Genomic DNA, 20,468 nt, shown 5'->3' on the forward strand with positions numbered 1-20,468 from the left:
TGTCCATCTTATAGGGTACATTTTAAATAACATGCGTGGCCTTTTTAGTATTCAATAAAGTTAAGTTGTTCAGACACTAAGGAGGTTGCTCGGTTTACAGATTAAATTACGCCGATTCCCTTGGAATAAGAGAAGTGGATAACATGACCGTTTCTTTTGGTGTACCTGGGCGTTCAATCCGACGCTGCAAAGCCTCGATCGCGCGCTGACCAAGTTCCTCTTTGCAGAGATTGACTGTGGTCAGGGGCGGAGAAGATGTAGCGGCGGCATGCACATTGTCGATACCGATGACAAGGCAATCCCCGGGCGTGGAGAAACCCATCTCCTGCAACTTATTCATCCACTGCAAGGCAATATCATCATTAACGCCAATCCAGGCATCGGGTCGTTCGTCATGCGGCATATTTTTGATGGTAGCAGCCAATTGATCGATCCATTCGCCGTTCTCATAAGGAATATTCCATTCTCTGAACGTGGTCAACCGACTGCTGTCTGCGTGAAAATGGTTCAAGGCCAGTTCGATGCCGATCTTCCGCTGCGCAAAACTGGCAGCCCGGCCATCGTCCGTAATCAGACCGATGCGGCGGCACTGCATCGACATTAGATATCTCGCTACAGTAATGCCTGCTTCCAGGTTATCATGGCTGATGGTATCACAGTTCAACAGAGGCTCCTGATGATCTACGAGCACAATCGGACGACCTGTCTGAGCCAGTCGTTGCAGGACAGCATGGGGGAAAGCGCCCATAACGATGACCCCGGCACACCTTTCCCAGTCCAAGTGAGGAGCGATTGCCCGTTCAGGAGGTGTGTGTTCATCAGCGACTCCCAGAGAGGGGGATACGATGGCATGATGCCATCCTCTTTCATTACAGGCAGAGATCATACCGGAGAGTACACGCTGCCAGTAGTGCGGTTCGCCCCGGTTGAGCTGATTCATGCAGATAAGAGCAAACGGCGGCTCAGATTGATCTTCATTTCCAGTGGGCACAGCACTGCTACCTGGGGTGCTCTGGCGATATCCCAAGGCACGGGCTAATTCCAGAACACGGGCACGAGTCGCTTCACTGACACCTGTCTTGCCGCTGAGTGCGCGGGAGACGGCATATTTAGATAATCCAAGCTGGTCAGCCAGCGACTGGATAGATACTTTACGTGACATTTCATTACTCCTTCATATGTAAACAATTTGCATAAAACCAACGAGCCATTTCAATCTACAACATATGATCCAGCTTATTTTTTAATATACCATCCGTTATGAATTGACGATCATCTTCCGGCACAGTACACTTACAAATAATAATGTTATTATAATTTATCATAACGAAAATAACAATGCGACAAATCATTGAATGAAACGATGCAAACAAATATGGAAACTTCAATTCAAAGGAGACGACATCCATGGAACAGTTCAGATTACCGAAAATCCCCATGCCGCATCTGGAATTACCGCAAGCTGTACAGAGCATTCTTACCGAGGCCGAGGAACGACTGCAACATAGACCAAGATTGCTGGCGCAGTTCCGTAACTGTTTCCCCAACACGCTGGAAACGACGACAAAGCTATTGGATGATGGGACAACCTTTGTGATTACAGGGGATATCCCGGCCATGTGGCTGCGTGATTCAGTGGAGCAGGTGATGCACTACGTTCCGCTTGCGAAGGAAGATGAACAGCTGCAACGAATCATTGGCGGGCTGATCAAACGGCATACATTCTATGCGGACCTCGATATCTATGCCAATGCGTTCAACGAAACGGCTAATGGATGGCATTGGGATGCGAATGATGAGACGCAGATGTCACCTTGGGTGTGGGAGCGCAAGTTTGAGCTGGATTCACTTTGTTTCTCCATGAGGCTCGCATATGCGTATTGGCGTGAGACGGAATTGACGGATATATTTGACGAGCGTTTCAAGAAGGTGATGGAGAACATAGTACATCTGTGGAAAACGGAACAGCGCCATGGTGAGCAGTCGCCATATCGATTCATGCGTCGGAATTGTCCAGCCCATGATACGCTCCGCAACGAAGGATTAGGGATGCCGGTAAACTATACCGGGATGATCTGGTCCGGTTTCCGCCCCAGTGATGATGCATGTGATTTTCATTATAATATCCCGGCGAATATGTTTGCAGCGGTGACTTTACGCCAAATGGGGGAGATTGCAAGGTGGGTATTTCGAGATGAGAAGCTGGTCAGCGAGATGGCGCATTTGGAAGAAGAAATACGACATGGTATTACCCTGTATGGTACTTACCGTCACCCCGAGTATGGGCAGATCTATGCCTATGAGACGGATGGTTACGGCAACTTTTGCCTCATGGATGATGCAGGTACGCCGGGGCTTATGTCGATTCCGTATTTCGAGTATGCTTCCACCGAGGATATCGTGTACCAGAATACACGCCGCTTTATTTTGAGTAAGGAAAATCCATTTTATTATGAAGGACAAGTCGCCAAAGGCATCGGCAGCCCCCATACACCGCCCGGATACATCTGGCACATGGCACTGTCCATGCAGGGTCTCACCGCAGACAATGATAAGGAAATGCTGGAGATGATTGAGCTGCTGGAGAACACGGATGCAGGTACCGGGTACATGCATGAAGGCTTTCATTCGGATGATCCAAACACGTTCACACGTCCCTGGTTTGCTTGGTCCAACAGCCTATTCTCGCAGCTTGTGTACAAAGCAATGAAAAAAGGAATCCTATAAAATGATGTAAGTTCAAAAATAACTGCCTGCAAAGCAGCCGTTCCGGTTACGAATCGTTCTTTCGATCGCTGTTATCCCCGGATTTCCTGATCGCCTTTTACAAAGTCGAAATCCGGTGATAAAGGCGAACGCGCTGCTTCTCCAGAATCGATTTCGTCCCCTTCACTGCGTTTGCATTTGGCATGAAATTTTTTTTGTCAACATCATTTCTAGAATAGAAGAGTAAGCAGACAAACAGCCCAAACTGCAGAAGGTTCGCAGTTTGGGCTTGGTTTATGAGGAGGGCTATTTGACTCACGGCTTCACTATACAGTTTTCAGTAGATCCGCGATGAGCACCTTGTGCCCTGTGCGGGCACTTTCGAGGGATGCGAGCACCATGGCCATGCTGAACTGGTTGTCACTGCAATCGGTCTCAGGCAGGTGCCCGGATTCCAGCGCTGCGAACATGTCTTCGAGACAGCCGTGATGTCCTGTTTTCTCCATGACAGGCTGCTCTCCTTCGATCCGTTCGCACGGTTGGAAAAAGGACGGTTTGCCTTCCGCATCCAGATGCTGCGCCGAGATGACTTCAGCATAAATGTCATCATGCCCATCCCAGATTGCGGTTCCTTTTTCTCCTGTTACGCGCCAGGATGCTTCCCATGAAGTAGGCACACCTTCTGCACACCAGGAGCCGCGATAGTTAAACACGGAGCCATCGGACATTTCAAAGATGCACAACGCCATCGCATTGCCCTTATACCAAGAGCCTGGAGGATTGAATTCGTGGCAGTACACCGAGACCGGATTTGCACCGAGAATATATCGTGCCTGGTCGAAGGTGTGAATCGCCATATCCAGCAGCAGTGGACTATCCATCAGGTCACGGAAGCCACCAAAATGGGGTCCAAGGAAGAAGTCTGCCCCTGCAAAACCGACCTGACCAATCGTTCCATCGGAAATCAACTGCCGATATGCGCGAATCCGCGGATCAAAACGGCGATTTTGCATCACAGCCTGAATATTACCCGTACGGCGTGCAGTCTGGACAATATCTTCACAGTCAGAGAAGGATTCTGCCAGAGGTTTTTCGCCAAACACATGACATCCTTGTTGTAACGCCGTCATGGCAATATCGTGATGGCTCGCTGGAATGGTGACATCAAATACGATATTCGCATCGGTCGTTCGAATTGCTTCACTGATGTCCGTGAATGTAGGGCAGGAAAGACCATGCCGTGCAGCGAGTGCGGCGGCAGTCTGTTCATACAGATCGACAAGCCCTACAATTTCTGTGTCCGGCCTTTGCATGGCGTAATCGACCCAGGTGTTCGCCATGGCCCCACAACCTGCCACAACCACCCGATAAGGATGACTCATCTAATCATCTCCTTATGCTTCTCATTTTCTATGTTCATTCTATGGAAATCATGTAACTCAACGTTATCCCGTTTCTATACCGGATTGGGAACAAAATCCCCACCGCGACATTGTTTTAAATATCTTAGTGCGTGTACCTGTCCGGTCATTTCGAGTTCGTCTTTGTAGACAGGATCATGCCAGCCTTCAATATCGATTGTTCCCTGATACCCGTTTTGGCGCAGAATCGTAATAATGTCGGACCAGTTGGTATCGCCGAAGCCGGGCGTACGGTGCCAGACGAATTCACGTGGGCCGTGCACGCCATATTCTTTAACGATGTCCCAGGCAATGGTGGCATCTTTGCCGTGCACATGGAACACTTTAGGCGCCCACTTGCGTAGCTGAGGAATTGGGTCGATCAGGCTGGACATTTGATGGCATGGCTCCCATTCCAATCCGATGTTTTCATCGGGTACGGCATCGAACATCATCTCCCAGGCGGTTGGATTATGTGCAATGTTCCAGTCACCCGTCTGCCATGTACCACCCATATCACAGTTTTCAAAAGCAATGCGTACACCCCGGTCCGCTGCCCGGCGCGCCAGTTCTCCAAACACTTCCTTGAACCGTGGAATCGATTGGTCAATCGGTTGATCAGTCAGTCGTCCGGTGAACCCGGATACGATATCCGCTCCGAAGAGCTGGGCATGGTCAATAGCACGTTCCCAGCTGGCCAGTGTATCGGCATTATCCCCGGTTCCGGTAAGCGGATTGCCAAACACACTTACTGCAGAGATGACAATACCTTGTTCGTCCACGATTTCACGGACGCGCTTGGCTGTCTCAGCCAAGTCCAGGTCGCCAGTCGTTTGCCAAAAGGTCAGGTTAAATGATTCGAAGCCGTGTTGCATGATCTGCGGGATAACGCGGACGGCGTCCTGCCCGCCTACAAGGGTACCGATGCGTAATGATTTATTCATGGTTGTATTTCACTCCAATATTGGCTTATAGTACTTCGTGACACACTCATTATAGCCGTGTATTAACGCGATGGCTCTACACAATCTTGTGTAATATTAGTCGGATCTTGTGAAGAGGGGGAAGAAGTCGTGCCGAATCTGAAAGCGCTTCACGAAAACACCCGAATTGATCATAAATCACATCCATTTCAGCTGTTCCGAAATCGGTGTTCGGATATGAAAAAGGAAGAATGCATTCTGTATTTGCATTGGCATGAACATTTTGAACTGATTGTTATGCGAAGGGGCAGTGCGCTGTTTCATATCGATAGCAAACCTTATGTGGTTCGGGCTGGTGAGGTCATCATCATTCCCGGAGGCACGTTGCATGTCGGGTATGCTCTGGATGATGGGGATGTGGATTATGATTCCGTTGTGGTTAACCGCGCCTTGTTCCATGATTTCACTCATGATCCCGTGCATGAGCAATATGTCGCGCCGTATCTGGAAGGCAGGGTGAGGTTTCCGGTCAAGCCGGCAGAGGAAAACGCAGCCTGCGCAGGCTACTATTCTTTGCTGAATGAGGCTGTGGAGGAAATGGCGTTACAGCCCCCGGCTTATCAGCTCGTGGTGAAGTCCAAACTGCATGCTTTGTTCACCCTGCTTGCTCGTACATTTATGCCGCAGCAGTTGCCGGATAAATCGGTTGGATCGTATTTTCCAAACCGCGAACGCTTCAAGCAGTTGATCGCACAGATTGAAGCGGACCCTACGGGTAAGATGTCTGTTACGGAAGCGGCAAGCCATGTGGGACTGAATGCGTATCACTTCTGCAAAATGTTCAAAAAGCTGACCGGACGTACCTTCGTGGAATACGTAAACGGGTGCAGGATGAGTGAGGCAGAACAACTACTGCAAGGCAGCAGTCTGACCATTACGGAGATCGCTGCCAGAGTAGGCTGCGACAACGCCAACTATTTTACGAAGTTATACAAACAGTACAAGGGAGTAACTCCTTCCGGGGGGAGAATGAAGAAGCAAGTCTGAGTCACAAAAGTACCCTGTTCATCGTCATGTATGCATTAAGAAGAGGGGATTGATGTACATGACAGAGCATCATAATGAGCCAGTATGGGATGTTGTCATCATTGGAGCAGGCATTGCCGGATTAACCGCCTCAATTTATCTGGCCCGTACAGGAAAGACTGTGCTGCTGCTCGACAAAGGGGTACAGCTCGGAGGACGCGCTATTTCAAATGAGATCGCGGGAGCACGCGTAAACCTGGGGGCTCATGCTCTCAGTAAAGCGGCGTTACCTATTCTCCATGAGGTAAGCGTCACACCTATCGGATCAGTACCGAAACCGCCAGATACATTGGTGTTTAAAGGAACAAATGGCGAGAATAAGACAATTTCCCTAGCACAGCTCTTGCTCGGATCGTTTTTGAAATGGAGGGAGAAGTGTCAGCTCCTTCGGTTCTACAGTTCTCTCCGAAAGGTTGATACATCCGTTTTGCATAATGTTAGTTTGCGGGCTTACCTGGAAACCCTGGTATCGAGTCCCCGTGTACGTAGTGTCGTGTTTGCGCTCGTTCGTTTGAGCACATATTGCGATGCTCCTGATCAGGTAAGTGCTGGCGCCGTCATTGAACAACTCAAACAGGACCAAGTATTGTATATAGATGGAGGCTGGCAATTCCTCGTCAGTCGGCTGACAGAACAAGCTCAGCAGGCGGGTGTATTAATCCGCACAAGCTCGGTCGTACGAGAAATTGCCGGAAGTTATCCCCAAATGATGGTTTCCTTAAAAGGTGGTTCACAGTTGACGACTCGTCACGTCTTATCGACGGCGGGCCCATTGGATACCCTAGCTCTGCTTAATCCTGCTCTTTCACCCAGTGAAGCCAAACCGTATCACAAGCTAGCTCCTGTTCGCGCCGCATGTCTAGATCTCGTCGTATCCGGGATGCCTCAACCGAAAACGAAATTTGTTTTAGGCGTAGATCACCCTTGGTACTACTCCAACCATTCCGCCGCGGCCTCCTTATCAGAGAACCCGGCACATGAGGTTGTGCATGTGATGAAGTATTTGTCGGAATCATCAAAATCGGATCCAAGGCAGGATGAAGACGAACTAAAGGGCTTTCTCGATTTGATTCAGCCGGGGTGGCGCGAGCATATCATTAAGCAGCGTTTCCTTCCACGAATGCTTGTCTCGCATGGCAGTGTCACAGCCGAGAACGGAGGCTTCTCGGGTAGACCTGGATCTGAGATCACAGGAAGACCGGGGCTCTATGTTGCTGGCGATTGGGTAGGGGATGAGGGAATGTTGATTAATGCCTCTCTAGTGAGCGCAAAACGGGCTGCTCAAAAGATAATAGAAGGTAGAGGAAAAGATAAGGAAGGAATACATTATGGAGATTGAATTGGTATACAGGGCGTACAGGCCACTTCTTCTTTCTATCGCATATCGTATGTTGGGATCTGTCATTCATGCTGAGGATGTGGTTCAGGACGCATTTGTAACAGTACAGCAGCAGGGTATTCATAAAGAGAGTAGCTCTGTTCGGAACCTGAAAGCATACTTATGCAAAATGGTGACTAACCGTTGTCTCGATTACTTGAAATCAACACGTAAAAAAAGGGAATTATACGTCGGGACGTGGCTGCCGGAACCTCTGGTGCAAAATTATAAGGCTGCTCGAGAATCCGTTTCAGCGGTGGAACATGATCCACTTCAAACGATTGAACTGGAAGATACGATTTCGTACGCCTTTCTGGTCATGCTCGATCGGTTAACCCCAATTGAGCGCGCGGTATTTATTCTGCGAGAAGCTTTTGAATTTGATTATGGTGATATAGCAGACTTCTTGAACAAGACGGATGTCGGATGCCGGAAAATATACAGTCGTCTTAAACGTAAAATCCAGGACGAGCCGGAAGTCGAATTGACTCCCAGCGTTCAGTCCGAGCAGCTTACACTTCGTTTCCTCCAAGCCACGTCGAGTGGAGATATGGAAGGACTCTTAAAAATGCTTTCGCATGATGTCGCCTTGTACAGTGATGGTGGTGGTAAAGTTGTAGCAGCAGTTAAACCAGTTACATCAAGCCAGCGGGTTCTGGCGTTCATTCAAGGGCTCTTATCCAAAGGGGACGGCGCTGGTATTGTACGTCTCGTCAAGGTCAATGGACAACTAGGATTTGTATTAAGCGGCCCCTCTGAGGCATTCCCGACTGTGGTCAGCCTAGCTTTTAGAAACGATTGTATTGAGCGGATCTATATCTTGCGTAATCCAGATAAGCTGCAACATTTGAATTTAGGTTAAAGTGAAGTGAATTTGGATACTCATTTCATAAATCTGGAGAATAATCGGTTAGCCTTTTTGGAGAGGTCGTCCATTTTGACATTGGCCTGATCCAGTTGATTATATCCCCATTTGATCGTTTGCAGCATGCGTGGGGATATGGGCGTACCTTTGATCCGTGGATAAATGTTGTGATAGGCCCAGACGAGATGCTCCCAGCGATTATCATTGCCGTCTTGAATATACTCCGATACGTCGATGACTTTCCCGCGTCCATTCTGGAGAATTACATTTTTTAGGTGAATGTCTCGTGGGTTTAGGCCACGGCTGAGTACGGCCTCACGCGCTTCGTCTACATCGAGCATGACCTGCTCGGGGACCGGAATTCCTTTTTCCAAACATTCGAGCAAGGTATCTCCCGCTTCAAAACTGATCACAAGAATATTACGGCCGCTGCCGTAATAGATAGGGAAATAGGGCAGGCCTTTGAGCTGTTCATATACCTGTTTTTCATTTTCCAGTTTGTCCAGGGCATGATCTGAGTACATCTTGAAGGCATACTGCGGCAAGCCGTCATACATAAATACCGCCGCATCCGTTCCTGTGCCAATACAATTCAGTCCTTCTACATGGCCAATGATGTTCACGAGCTCATTCCGGTCGCTTCCGATGACTTGGATTTGTTGTAATGCTTCTTCCGCCTGGAACCAATCCGGTCGATTCATGGGTGGTGCCTCCTTTTAGGATATGCCTGTACAATATTTTTTCATATAAGATCAACTCATGAGTTTTACACTCGGCCGCTCCGCGTGCAGAATAATCTTTCAATCGCTGTTATCCCCAGATTTTTTCTGCCCTCTCCGTTTTAGTGTAAATCTAAGGTTGATCTTATATCAAAGCAAAATCCTGTACTCTATTTAGTATAGTATGCGTTCTGCTCTGTCATTTCATCTTTTGGTGATGTTACTATATAAACGTTACGCATTGAATCGGAAACGGTTGCGGTTAGAAGAAAATAACGGAAGGGTGCTTGCGGCGTTTTTACCCTTTCCTATATACTGTGAGCATTAAGGGATCTCATGCAGATCCGGCATACAGAAAGGCAGAATATCTTATGGCACAATACCCGCAGTGGTCTTATTCGCAGTCGCGGGCGAGTATGTTCGATGAGTGCCTGCGCAAATATTATTATCATTATTATGGAGCCCATAACGGCTGGAAGGCAGAGTCGGCTGATGAGATGCAGGTACGCCTGTATCGGCTGAAGCAGCTCAGTAATCTATACCTTGTGTTTGGTGACCTCGCGCACCGGATGTGTGAATCGGCGGTACGCAGCAGGGAGGAAGGCAAAGATAAACCTCGTGAGCACTTTCTGGAACAGACGATGCGCAAGCTGCTGAATCAGGCGTATGTGGAATCGATGGATCAGGAACAATGGCGGCTGGACCCGAAGAACCGGGTGATGTTGTCCGAGATGTATTACGGGGATGACACGTTGTATGACCGAATTGCGACGATCAAAGAACGAGCTTCAGCCTGTGTCGGCAATCTGTACCAGACGCTCACGTGGGAGGACCTGTACCGCGCGAGTACGGATATTTTGGAAATTGAGAAATGGGATACCATGATGCTGCACGATACGCGTGTGTATGTGAAGATGGACTTGTTATATCGCCGCAGCAACGGCAACATCGTCATTGTGGACTGGAAGACGGGCAAGGAGGATGACTTTTCGGATCAGTTGATGCTGTACGCATCCTATGTGAGGGAGCATTACCGGGTTCCACTGGAGCAAATTGAGCTGCGAGTGGAGTATCTATTAACCGGGACGCACCGAGAGTTCACGGCAACGGAAGAGGATATCCTGAAGGTGGAGGAAAACGTGGGGCGGTATATTGTTGAGATGCGCTCCTGTGTGGATGATGAGTATTACAACCGTCCCAAGGACGTCTCCTATTTCACGCCAATGCCTTCGCGCCGTGCTTGCCGGGACTGCAATTTCCGCGAGGTGTGCAGCGAACGTGCAGTATAGTGAGCCACCTGAAGCCGCCTCAGATCTCATCCCTTTTTGTCTGAAAAGCAAGAAGCGCCAGCCTGGACAGGTTCTGCCCGACTGGCGCTTCTATTTCGTTCCACAGGCCGGGCAACAAGGCGCCGGGTGGGAACGGTCATCTCAAGCTTACTGGACCGCGGCGGTATTCTCCAGCGCCTGTCCTGCGGGAACGTAGGCATGCCCGAGATCCCGGGCAACCGCCTCATACGTGATATGTCCATTCAGCACGTTTACCGCGCTGCGAATGGACGAACTGCCGCGAATCGCGGCGGCTGCACCGTGGTTCGCCAGCTGCATCGCGTAAGGCATGGTGGCGTTGGTCAGCGCCACCGTAGACGTGCGCGGCACCGCGCCTGGCATGTTCGCTACCGCGTAATGCACCACACCATGCTTCACATAGGTCGGCTCATCATGGGTCGTGATATGATCAATGGTCTCCACAATTCCGCCCTGATCAATCGCCACATCCACAATGACCGAACCAGGTGCCATGGTGGTGACCATTTGCTCGCTGACAAGGGTTGGCGCTTTGGCGCCCGGAATCAGCACCGCACAGATCAGCAGGTCGGCAGCCGCAACAGCCGACGCAATATTAGATGGACTCGATACCAGCGTATGAATCTGATTGCCAAAAATATCATCCAGATGCCGCAGACGATTCAGATTCAAATCGATGATGGTCACATCCGCACCGAGACCAATCGCAATTTTGGCGGCATTCGTACCTACCGTGCCACCACCAATAACCACGACCTTGCCACGGCTTACGCCGGGTACGCCGGATAACAGAATGCCTTTGCCGCCTTCCGTTTTCTCAAGCAGCTGGGCTCCAATTTGTGCTGACATACGTCCGGCAACTTCACTCATCGGGGTGAGCAGAGGCAGCGTACCGTTGACCTCCAGTGTCTCATACGCAATGGCGGTTACCCGGCTTTCAATCAGTGCCTTCGCCAATGCAGGCTCCGCTGCGAGGTGCAGGTAAGTGAAGAGAATCAAGCCAGGACGAAAATAGGCGTATTCGCTGGCAAGGGGTTCTTTCACCTTGATGATCATATCTGCCTCTGACCATACGGATGCAGCCGTATCCCGAAGCTCCGCTCCGGCCGATTGATACTCGCTGTCCGTGAATCCACTGCCGAGTCCCGCGCCTCGTTCAATCATTACCTGATGTCCGGCTCTGACCAAATCAGCAGCTCCAGCTGGTGTCATTGCTATACGGTTTTCATTGTTTTTAATTTCTTTCGGAATTCCGATTCTCATTGCCATGCACCTCGTCCATTTAATGGTTGTTAGCTTATACTACAAGTTTATGACCTGGATAACAGATTTGCACCTTACCTAATGTCTATACTTTGGAGAATTGAATCAACATAATGTCGAGAAAAGACTATTCAGGACATTTGTCCATAGCTTATAATGTAAGAAAAAATGACACTATGAGGGATCGATATTGAGAAATGATCGAGTGTTTACGATAAAGGATATTCTGGCTCGCCCCGTCTTTGCCAAAGCCCGGCTTGCTGCGGGGAAAGAAGGAACATCCCGTCAGGTCGGATGGGTTCATGTGTTGGAGATTACTAATGTTTCTCCATTTGTAAGCCCCCATGATCTTATTTTATCCACAGGACTTTGGCTTCAATCGGAAGAAGGGCGTGAAGAATATCTGCTCCAGTTAATTCAGAGCGAAGCGGCGGGGCTATGCGTGGAGTTTGGAACGAGTATTCATGGTATTCCCGAAGAATTGATTGAACTGGCTGACAGGCATCAATTCCCAGTTATCGTGTTCCAGCAACCGGTCCGTTTTGTTGAGATTACGCAAGATATTCACGCTTTGCTTATTAATCATCAGCACCAGCTGCTGAAGAGCCTGGAGACCTATTCCCGTCAGCTTCAGCAGCGAACTTTACAGAGTACAGACATGTCGGCTGTGCTTAACCTTCTGCATGAATACGCGGTCAAGCCGGTGGTGTATATCTCGTCCATGGAACCGGGGAGTTTTGTGCCGGAGCTGCCTTCGGAGACACAGCAGGCGATCTACACATGGTACGAGCAGGAGGTTGAGCATCTGGATCTCAATGATTCAGACACCGAGTTATGGTTCCATCTGGATGAGGAACAGGTGTTACTGTGTCACCCGGTCGTATGTTTTGGTCAGGTGTTCTCCGCTGTCGGCATGGTTGTACATCCTTCAGCACCCGTTGAGTATCTCAAGCTAATGCTTGATTATACAGCGAAGGCAGCTGCGGCACTGACTTTGCGCTCCCAGTTTCTGGAGGAGAAGATGGTACGCAACCAGAATGAGTTAATCCAGGATCTGATGAACGGTAACATTCTTCATGAGGAGCAGGCTCAGACCCGAATGGGACTTCGTCTGCTGGTGAAGGGACAGTATTGGTTTGCAGGCGGGGTTATTGAGATGGAGCACCGTCTGAAAGGAATCGGCCGTGAGCGAATGGAATCCAACCATCAGGATATTCTGGTTCTGCTGCGTTCCTTGCTCAAAAAGAACAATCTGTCCAGCCTCATTATGCTGAAAAATAATCAGGTATACGTATGCTGTGCCAAGGAAGAGAGCAAGACATCCACACGAAATCAACTGGTGAAATCGTTGGAAGGCATTCTTGGTGATGTGAAGCGGTTTGCGAGTCGCAACCTGAAGCAGGTTGCGATTCATGCCGGATTTGGCAAGATGCGCAACCGTTTAACAGGCATGCCGGACAGTCTGCGGGAAGCATATCAGGTCATCGAGGTTTCGCGATCCGTAGATCGGCTGGAACATATTCATTTTTACGAACGCATGGGTATATATCAAATGCTAAAAGCACTGCCCCAATCGTTTCTGCAGCCTTTTGTGAATGACCATCTGGGCGTTCTGATTGAATATGATCAGACACATCATCTAAGGCTGGTTGAGACATTGGATGCCTTTCTGCAAAACTTCGGTTCCAAGCGGGATACGGCGGCTCAATTGTTCATACATCGGCAAACCTTGTACAATAGATTGGAGAAATTAGAAGAATTACTGGGATCTGACTTTATGGATCAGGAGAGAAGGATCTGCCTGGAGATGGCGCTGCTTGCTCATGCCATGATCGAGGAGGAACAGGGTTTTCCGTCTTGATAGACCAAGCTGGAATACCGTCCAGACTGTGCATCATTGAAAGATCTGCACAGTCTAGCAATTTTTACTGATGCGACGAGAGTGTCGTAATGCTCTCGGTAATACGGGGTTGCCAGAAGCCGGGCGACGGCCGCGAAACAGTCTGGGTTGGCCAGAGGAAGGTGCAAGGGATAACGAGGTGGGAGCGGCCAAGCGATATGGGGAGGAACTTCGCTCCGGAAGAGTTTCTGTATCCCGCTTTTTGAATGAAACACCGCTTTGACACAACCATTCATCAAGTCGTTCACGGTTGATTCCTAGTTGTCCGCTCAAATTACAGATATCGAGATTTTTTCTCACACAAATCCGCCTTTCCTGTAATATCGGGCTCTATAAGTTCTGAAAGGGAAGCATGAAGTTCGAAAATAATAGATGCATATGGACTTCAGCGTTCTGCATCACATCAAATGCCCACTTGATTGGTGTGCTCGATTAGCGGAATGGTGAATATGTTGAACAGCGGCATGAAAGATGTATGTACCCTGTGTTAAACGTTTGCATACAGCTGTTTTATATATTTTTCTATAATTTGGCTTTTCACTAAATTTTATCACTTCATGTGTAACTGTGCGTCTCAATATAGTCTCAACTTTGTGAGAAAATCAAGATTATGAAAAGTACCAGTATCTAGTACGGAGGACACAGATGGGAAACAGTAGTGAGGTTCAATGCGACAAATATTATGGTCATGGAAAGCGTTTCGTGGGTCGAGCCAAGGAATTGATGATGTTGGACCGATGGTTCAGCAATCCAGAAGCACCTTTAACTATTTTTTCAGTTACCGGCATGGGGGGGATTGGTAAATCCTCCTTGCTGTCCGAGATGTTGTCCGTTGCTCGAAATCAGGGAGCGACCGCCATATGGATGGATGGCAGATCCTGCGGCTCGACACCGTCGGTCTTTTTGGAGTATTTGTCCTCTACACTGGGGCTGGAGACCATGCGTAGTGACGGTAACCCTCGGCCATTAAGTCTTCTGAGTGAGACTTCAGTACAGAAGCGGCTGGTCCTTGCTGTGGATAATTATGAAGAACTGGCTCTTCTGGAGAGCTGGTTTATGGAAGTCTTCGTATCCAAGCTTCCATTATACGGTGTGCTCATCATTCTGGCCTCACGACCGGAGCCTGCTTCAGCGTGGCGGACACATCCAAGGTTGCAGCAACGCCTCGTGCAGATGCCTCTTCAACATTTTACGTGTGAAGAAGTGTCCGAATATATTTCTGTGGTAGGTTCATTGAACAAGAGTACTGCGGGGACGATTGCACGTGTGACGGATGGACATCCGCTGGGGCTGGCTCTTGCGGTGGAGGCTGCGGATCAGCGCAGGAATATTCCTCTTTCAGATTGGACCGAATTGTCACAGATGATTAGTGCCAGGCTGCTGCTTGAATTGACGCTTCCCCGCCTGCATCCGATGGTAGAGGTATTAACACTGCTAGAAACAGCGAATCAGGAATTGTTGGCATCCGTGCTGCAAACCGAGGTGACGCTTGAAGAATACAACGTTCTGAGGCGGATGTCGTTCATTCGTTCTGGTCCTAATGGTCTGGCGCTGCATGATATGGCCAGATTACATCTGCTTCGGGATTTTCGTCAACGTGAACCACAGCGTTTACAAGCCATGCGTGTGCGAATTGCGGGACTGCTCAAGCCACTCCATGAACAAGCCGGTCCGCATGAGAGGCGCCAGATTGCCAGAAAAATGCTCCTTTTGTGTCAGGAATCCATGCTCCAGCATCGGAAATACGCTGATGTGTCAGCGGATTCACTGTTTTCTCCGATGGAAGTGATGCGGGCGGAGGACTTGCCGGCGTTGCACAAATTGCTCCGACAGTGGTGTGAGTATAGTATGGAGCCCTGGCAGGCGCCGTCTTATCCTGCTTTTCTGGATGAACTTGCACACCGTTATCCTGAGGGGATTGTATTGATGCGTGACAAGGATGGCGAGCCGATCGCGATGTTCATAACGGTGCTTGTGCACCGGGAGAGCAGTGGGATGCTTTCCAGCTATTTTCCAAACGAAATGCAGGAGTGTTTCACACCCGAGGAGTTGAATTGCGATCCGGACCAGACGGATACTCACTTTGCGGTACTCGCGGCGGCAAGGGATGATGTGCCTGGCTACAAACGTGAAGAACTAGTGGGTTACATGTCGCTGGATCGGTTGTCGCTCTTGGGAGAAGGGGCCAGAGTTATACTGATCGCAACCAATCCGCATCTGAAGCTGTTTTTGCAGAGCATTGGTTTTCGGAGTAGAAGAGCACGTACTCGTTTATGTGACCTGTATGCAGATCAGGCAAATGTGCTGGATCTGGATTTGCGCAGTGGACAATTCGGTGACTGGGTTATGTCTCTTTTGGGTCTGGATACGAAGAGCAGCGGGTTACAGCAGGGAACATCTGGCGTGAGTCAGGTTCCCTGGTCCGAACAGGATGTGCGCAAAATGCTGACTCATCTGCATTCTCCCGGAGAATTGCATGAGTACGCATCGCGAGTGAATGGTATGACGGATGGAATTCATCTACAGACGCATATATTGGATTTGCTGGAGGGCCGGATTCATGGGATCTCCCAGCAAGATCAGATGCTGTTATACGCGGCCTATTGGACACATGCTGGCAATCCAACTGCCGCAGCACAGGCATGCTCGATGAGCCGGGCCACATTCTATCGGCATCTGCGAGCCGCTTTGATCCGACTAGCAAGAGTGCTATAGGTTGAGAGAAAGAATAATACGGACCCAGTGGAAATTAGAATCATTGGAATAAACCCAAAAAACACACAGTAACCGGCCAATTGAGCCAGTCCTGCGTGTTTTTTTGATGGGGTCAATCAAATGAACATGAGATCAAGGGTTCATAAAGCGATTGAAACTGAAATATTAACGCTTCGTTTCAACTAACCAATCGGTCAGTTCTTCCGTTTGGGTGAGAATGGCAATGGGGTCCCAGTACCAAGAACGATCGGCACCCCAGATATACACATGATCATTTTTGACAGCGTCCAATCCTCCCCAGATGGAGTCAGCCTTTAGATCTTCCATCGTCTGGTTATCTGTCGTCAGAACGATATAATCGCCTGCATATTTAGGCAAAACTTCAGTGGAGAGACTTGCCCAGCCTGGATCGGTTAATTCATCGATTACCTCAGCTGGAGGTTTGAAACCGAGCACATTGTATATCACTGGTCCGCCTTTGCCATAATTGGAGCCAACGGTTGAAATATCTTTCCCCATATATTCCAGAATGGAGAATGTGCTGTCGGCAGGGATAACCTGGAGCACTCGTTCTTTTGCTGCGGCTGTACGGCTGTCATAATCTGCTAGCCATGCCGTTGCTTCCTTTTGCTTACCCAGTAGCTCGCCGAAATAGCTGACTTCTTCATGCACGGTTTTGAATGAGGCATAGGGTACAATTACCGTCGGGGCAATTTTAGTTAGCTGCTCATTCATTTCAGCGTACATATCATCCATAATAATCAGATCCGGCTCCATGGCAGCAATCTTCTCCAAGTTGCCGTTCCCATCTCCCAGATCCTCCACGTCTTTCAGCGCATCATGCAGGTAGGGGTTCGCAATGTGGTGACTTGATGTTCCAACAGGGGTGATACCCAGAGCGATCAGACTGCCCAGATATTCACCCGCTACAATTCGTTTGGGCTGCAGTGGTATTTCAATATCTCCTGTAACTGTGGATACGGTTTTGGTCTGTGGCTGCTCGGCAGTTGGGATTCCCTCAGCTTGTCCTTGCTTGATATTGGTTGGAGTTGTCCCACTCTCTGCTGCTCCTGAGGAGCTGTTACCTGTAGCCTCCGTCCCGCAAGCGCTGATCAACAGCATAAAGCTAAGCAATAATACCGCCGATTGGTGGTCTTGAGCCTCTGTACATGTTTAATTCGTCCTCTCCATCCCCAACTCGTTGATAATCATTATCAACTATATTAGTATAGCTGAGGGCTTTTGGAGGGCCAATGGATAATCTCATGGTTGTGGAAGGACTATCTTCTAGTTGGGGCAATCTATGCTCCGTTCTGAAATGAGAGGGAGAGACACCTTTGTGTTTCTTGAACAGCCTGCCCAAATAGTAGGGGTCCTGATAACCGACGCTGGAAGCAATCTCTTTTAATGTGGCATCTGTCTCCAGCAGCAGAGCTGCCGTTTTATCAATGCGTACTTTAATAAGGTAATCAATCGGGCTGAGTCCGGTCCGGCTTTTAAAATAAGAGGAGAGATGCGGAACGCTGTAATTCAGATTCTCTGATAGTAATTCCAGCGTAATGGCTTCGGCGTATCGCGATTGAATAATCGTGATGATTTGCGCAGCCAGATCGCGTTTCTGAGAACGTGCATCTTGACTCTGCATCTGATTCAGCACTTCGGTTATGAATTGAAAAAGCAGAACCTTAGCACGCAAATGTCCGAGCGCTTCAGCTTTGCCCCATTCCTTATGCATGTCCGTTAAACAGCGATAGAGTATAACGGGTTCCGCAGGGATCAGGTTGTAGGTAACATGGAAAGGGCGCAGCCGTTCAGCAAGTGCTGCAAGTTCGCCATGGGTTGGCAATGAAAGTTTTGCTTTATAATAAACGCAATAATACTCGAATCCTTCTTGTGCGGCTTCCACGTTCAGAACGCTTCCTTTACCCGCATGAAATATTTGAAAACGTCGTGTATTGTGTGCTGTCTCATCGAGTATGATCTGTGCACTTCCGCGGACCGACATAACAAAGACACTGGCTGGCAAGACATAGGAGCGCAAAGTCTGACCTGCTTGGACTACCACGCGACGAATATCAAATATGTTGAAGGAAGCGTGATTCCACAACACCATGTGATTCTGTATCTCCATACACGACAACCAACCTTCTTCATCGAGGCTTAACAATTCTTTGTATCATTCATTATAACGACAAGAAGAGGCTGGTCATAGACCGAGCCTCTTCATGCGGTTATAAAGCGTTGCTCTGGAGATGCCGAGCTGCCGGGCGAGTGTTCTTTTGTTGCCTCCAGCGGTTTTCAGATATTGCAGCAGGAGTTCCGACTCGTAGGTGTCCAACCGCTCCTGATAGGATAGGGTGGAAGAATCCGTAGACTCGTCTTTTTCACCTTCATGTGATGGAACAGGTGTGTCCGTGCCCCAGGAGGAAGGAGACAAGCCCGATTCCAGGGGTTGTGAATGAAGCTTTAACGTCTCCTGCAATATGGGTTGTTCCTGATCAATGGATGAAATGAAGGAATCAGGGAGATATTCAGGCTTGACCTCGCCATCCGTGGTGAGAATGGTGATCCGCTCAATCACATTTCTTAATTCCCGTACGTTGCCCGGCCAGTCATAGTGGAATAACAGCTTGAACACCTCGGGAGGAACGAGTTCAATATGACGATTATAGAGCAAGGAAAACTCTTGCAGGAACGTCTGTGTCAACTCGTAAATATCTTCCTTGCGCATACGCAGGGGAGGGATGACGAGATTAATGACATTTAGGCGATAGTAGAGATCCTCCCGGAACTGGTTACGGGCAATCATGCCCAGCAGATTCTGATTGGTTGCGGCGATAATCCGGCAACTTGCCTGCTTCATGCGTGTCCCGCCAACAGGGAAGTAACTTTTCTCCTGCAATACACGCAGTAACTTCACCTGAAGTTCAAGCGGCATTTCACCTATTTCATCCAAAAAGAGCGTGCCACCTTCGGCTAGTTCGATTTTTCCCTTTTTCCCCTTTGGATCAGCTCCTGAAAAAGCACCCTTCTCGTAACCGAATAACTCACTCTCAAATAATGAACCAGGAATAGCTCCGCAGTTAATGGCAATAAACGGGGCTGTCTGCGGTTCACGCAGGTCATGAATGGCTTTGGCGAATAGCTCCTTGCCCGTTCCGCTCTCTCCAAGAATGAGCACGGTAGCTGAGGTGGTACTGATCTTGCGAATAGTCTCCAGACACTGGTTGATCACCGGGCTGCTACCCTTAATTCTGGCGAACGGATCGGAATCTGGACGCAGGCGTGCAACGGCTTTCTCCAGATGCTGGACTTTGGATGTCATATGTAATAACTCTTGATGAAGACGAATTTCAGTTGTTATATCCACTTCGGCGGCAACCGCGCCTACAATACGCCCATCGAGCTGCACCGGACGTGCATTAATCAGGGCGAACAGATCAGGTCTCGGCTGGTGCTGCTTTCGGTACACGGTTTCCCCCGTATATAACGTTTTGAGCGATTGAAGGCGATCAGGGGGAAAGAAATCCGCTGCCGGTTTCCCAATGATATCTTTTTTGTTAATGGAAAAAACATGCTCCGCACCCGATGTCCAGTAGGTCACCTTTGCTTCTTCGTTAATCAATGTCAGAGCTGAGCCTGCCGTCTCCAGTGTTGTCTCGAAATAAGCCTCCATAAGTCGATGAGCATGCATCATTTCTTGCAGAACATCGGATACAGCGATATAGCCTAACGAGGGTCCATCATCCTGAATTAACAGATAAGGACTGGTATTAAATAGGGGGATGGCGTCTGCCAGCCCTGTTGTTGAAGGGATGACGGGCATGGAGAGCCCCGAATCCAGGATACTCATATCTGTACGTAATAAGGACATTAAATCTGGAAGTAAATGTTTCATCGGTATCACCTCAGCTAGAGCATAACTTTCGGAAACTACGCTTGTTACACGAGCCACTTACAAGTGGTCTGCATATGAAATAATTGGGGTAATGATGGTTACCCATATTATAGCTTTCCAAATGATGTGTGTATATATTTTTTGACATGAAGCATACATGTTATCGGCGTAGAAGAGATAAGTATTTATTAGCTAATTTTATAATACGCTTTCATTTCTATAGTTTAGGAATAATTGTTAATTCATATAAACGGATCAGGAAATAAGGTTAGATGCGAGTTATTAAATCTCACATTTAAAAGTATTGT

At 48.7% G+C, this 20,468-nt stretch carries 16 protein-coding genes; 8 read left to right on the forward strand and 8 right to left on the reverse strand.

Features of this window, described 5'->3' with window-relative positions; genetic code table 11:
• Positions 1–106: 106 nt before the first annotated feature.
• On the reverse strand, positions 107–1,162 hold the full coding sequence (locus AMS66_RS24790; RefSeq protein ID WP_053783330.1) for a LacI family DNA-binding transcriptional regulator: 1,056 nt from the start codon (positions 1,160–1,162) through the stop codon (positions 107–109).
• A 245-nt stretch (positions 1,163–1,407) separates the two neighbouring features.
• Between AMS66_RS24790 and AMS66_RS24800 the strand changes: the two genes are divergently transcribed.
• Entirely contained in the window at positions 1,408–2,727 is a 1,320-nt protein-coding gene (locus AMS66_RS24800) for a glycoside hydrolase family 125 protein (protein ID WP_053783332.1), read from the forward strand.
• Positions 2,728–3,032: 305 nt separating this feature from the next.
• Here the strand turns inward: AMS66_RS24800 and AMS66_RS24805 are convergent, their stop codons facing one another.
• Positions 3,033–4,088 carry a Gfo/Idh/MocA family protein gene (locus AMS66_RS24805; protein WP_053783333.1) on the reverse strand — a complete coding sequence of 352 codons (1,056 nt, stop codon included), beginning with the start codon at positions 4,086–4,088 and terminating at the stop codon, positions 3,033–3,035.
• Positions 4,089–4,162: 74 nt separating this feature from the next.
• Positions 4,163–5,050 carry a sugar phosphate isomerase/epimerase family protein gene (locus AMS66_RS24810; RefSeq protein ID WP_053783334.1) on the reverse strand — a complete coding sequence of 296 codons (888 nt, stop codon included), beginning with the start codon at positions 5,048–5,050 and terminating at the stop codon, positions 4,163–4,165.
• 129 nt (positions 5,051–5,179) lie between these two features.
• Between AMS66_RS24810 and AMS66_RS24815 the strand changes: the two genes are divergently transcribed.
• The 3 genes from AMS66_RS24815 to sigJ are packed head-to-tail and all read left to right on the forward strand — an operon-like array spanning position 5,180 to position 8,355.
• Positions 5,180–6,076, forward strand: coding sequence for a helix-turn-helix transcriptional regulator (locus AMS66_RS24815; RefSeq protein WP_053783335.1), 897 nt, complete (start codon positions 5,180–5,182; stop codon positions 6,074–6,076).
• Between the two features lie 58 nt (positions 6,077–6,134).
• Positions 6,135–7,454, forward strand: coding sequence for a phytoene desaturase family protein (locus tag AMS66_RS24820; RefSeq protein ID WP_160319733.1), 1,320 nt, complete (start codon positions 6,135–6,137; stop codon positions 7,452–7,454).
• Entirely contained in the window at positions 7,444–8,355 is a 912-nt protein-coding gene (sigJ, locus tag AMS66_RS24825; RefSeq protein WP_053783337.1) for an RNA polymerase sigma factor SigJ, read from the forward strand. Before AMS66_RS24820 ends, sigJ begins: the two co-directional genes overlap by 11 nt.
• 20 nt (positions 8,356–8,375) lie before the next feature.
• On the opposite strand, the gene AMS66_RS24830 is transcribed toward sigJ, so the two are convergent.
• On the reverse strand, positions 8,376–9,059 hold the full coding sequence (locus AMS66_RS24830) for a serine/threonine protein kinase (RefSeq protein ID WP_053783338.1): 684 nt from the start codon (positions 9,057–9,059) through the stop codon (positions 8,376–8,378).
• A gap of 389 nt (positions 9,060–9,448) precedes the next feature.
• Between AMS66_RS24830 and AMS66_RS24835 the strand changes: the two genes are divergently transcribed.
• Positions 9,449–10,366 (forward strand): PD-(D/E)XK nuclease family protein, encoded by a 918-nt coding sequence (locus AMS66_RS24835; RefSeq protein ID WP_053783502.1) that lies wholly within the window; start codon positions 9,449–9,451, stop codon positions 10,364–10,366.
• 147 nt (positions 10,367–10,513) lie between these two features.
• On the opposite strand, the gene ald is transcribed toward AMS66_RS24835, so the two are convergent.
• Positions 10,514–11,647 carry an alanine dehydrogenase gene (gene ald, locus AMS66_RS24840; protein WP_053783339.1) on the reverse strand — a complete coding sequence of 378 codons (1,134 nt, stop codon included), beginning with the start codon at positions 11,645–11,647 and terminating at the stop codon, positions 10,514–10,516.
• Between the two features lie 190 nt (positions 11,648–11,837).
• Between ald and AMS66_RS24845 the strand changes: the two genes are divergently transcribed.
• From AMS66_RS24845 to AMS66_RS24850, 3 genes are all read left to right on the forward strand, one after another.
• Positions 11,838–13,508 carry a PucR family transcriptional regulator gene (locus AMS66_RS24845; protein ID WP_053783340.1) on the forward strand — a complete coding sequence of 557 codons (1,671 nt, stop codon included), beginning with the start codon at positions 11,838–11,840 and terminating at the stop codon, positions 13,506–13,508.
• Between the two features lie 70 nt (positions 13,509–13,578).
• The gene (locus AMS66_RS33265; RefSeq protein ID WP_201782222.1) at positions 13,579–13,770 is read left to right on the forward strand and encodes a hypothetical protein; all 192 of its coding nucleotides are present in this window, start codon (positions 13,579–13,581) and stop codon (positions 13,768–13,770) included.
• Between the two features lie 422 nt (positions 13,771–14,192).
• Positions 14,193–16,262, forward strand: a complete 2,070-nt coding sequence (locus AMS66_RS24850; protein ID WP_053783341.1) for an ATP-binding protein — start codon at positions 14,193–14,195, stop codon at positions 16,260–16,262.
• A 165-nt stretch (positions 16,263–16,427) separates the two neighbouring features.
• On the opposite strand, the gene AMS66_RS34145 is transcribed toward AMS66_RS24850, so the two are convergent.
• From AMS66_RS34145 to AMS66_RS24865, 3 genes are all read right to left on the reverse strand, one after another.
• On the reverse strand, positions 16,428–17,384 hold the full coding sequence (locus AMS66_RS34145; RefSeq protein ID WP_082350904.1) for an iron-hydroxamate ABC transporter substrate-binding protein: 957 nt from the start codon (positions 17,382–17,384) through the stop codon (positions 16,428–16,430).
• A gap of 4 nt (positions 17,385–17,388) precedes the next feature.
• A complete protein-coding gene (locus tag AMS66_RS34150) occupies positions 17,389–18,393 on the reverse strand; it encodes a helix-turn-helix domain-containing protein (protein ID WP_082350892.1) in 1,005 nt (334 codons plus the stop codon).
• A 75-nt stretch (positions 18,394–18,468) separates the two neighbouring features.
• On the reverse strand, positions 18,469–20,115 hold the full coding sequence (locus AMS66_RS24865; RefSeq protein ID WP_236703618.1) for a sigma-54 interaction domain-containing protein: 1,647 nt from the start codon (positions 20,113–20,115) through the stop codon (positions 18,469–18,471).
• Between the last annotated feature and the right edge of the window lie 353 nt (positions 20,116–20,468).

The sequence above is a fragment of the Paenibacillus xylanivorans genome (assembly GCF_001280595.1).
GTDB classification, from domain to species: Bacteria; Bacillota; Bacilli; order Paenibacillales; family Paenibacillaceae; genus Paenibacillus; species Paenibacillus xylanivorans.

Excerpts from the sequence above, each read along its gene's own strand:
- AMS66_RS24790 (WP_053783330.1), bottom strand. The coding sequence starts at position 1,162 with ATGTCACGTAAAGTATCTATCCAGTCGCTGGCTGACCAGCTTGGATTA.
- AMS66_RS24800 (WP_053783332.1), top strand. The coding sequence starts at position 1,408 with ATGGAACAGTTCAGATTACCGAAAATCCCCATGCCGCATCTGGAATTA.
- AMS66_RS24805 (WP_053783333.1), bottom strand. The coding sequence starts at position 4,088 with ATGAGTCATCCTTATCGGGTGGTTGTGGCAGGTTGTGGGGCCATGGCG.
- AMS66_RS24810 (WP_053783334.1), bottom strand. The coding sequence starts at position 5,050 with ATGAATAAATCATTACGCATCGGTACCCTTGTAGGCGGGCAGGACGCC.
- AMS66_RS24820 (WP_160319733.1), top strand. The coding sequence starts at position 6,135 with ATGACAGAGCATCATAATGAGCCAGTATGGGATGTTGTCATCATTGGA.
- sigJ (WP_053783337.1), top strand. The coding sequence starts at position 7,444 with ATGGAGATTGAATTGGTATACAGGGCGTACAGGCCACTTCTTCTTTCT.
- AMS66_RS24830 (WP_053783338.1), bottom strand. The coding sequence starts at position 9,059 with ATGAATCGACCGGATTGGTTCCAGGCGGAAGAAGCATTACAACAAATC.
- AMS66_RS24835 (WP_053783502.1), top strand. The coding sequence starts at position 9,449 with ATGGCACAATACCCGCAGTGGTCTTATTCGCAGTCGCGGGCGAGTATG.
- ald (WP_053783339.1), bottom strand. The coding sequence starts at position 11,647 with ATGAGAATCGGAATTCCGAAAGAAATTAAAAACAATGAAAACCGTATA.
- AMS66_RS33265 (WP_201782222.1), top strand. The coding sequence starts at position 13,579 with ATGCGACGAGAGTGTCGTAATGCTCTCGGTAATACGGGGTTGCCAGAA.
- AMS66_RS24850 (WP_053783341.1), top strand. The coding sequence starts at position 14,193 with ATGGGAAACAGTAGTGAGGTTCAATGCGACAAATATTATGGTCATGGA.
- AMS66_RS34145 (WP_082350904.1), bottom strand. The coding sequence starts at position 17,384 with ATGCTGTTGATCAGCGCTTGCGGGACGGAGGCTACAGGTAACAGCTCC.
- AMS66_RS34150 (WP_082350892.1), bottom strand. The coding sequence starts at position 18,393 with ATGGAGATACAGAATCACATGGTGTTGTGGAATCACGCTTCCTTCAAC.
- AMS66_RS24865 (WP_236703618.1), bottom strand. The coding sequence starts at position 20,115 with ATGAGTATCCTGGATTCGGGGCTCTCCATGCCCGTCATCCCTTCAACA.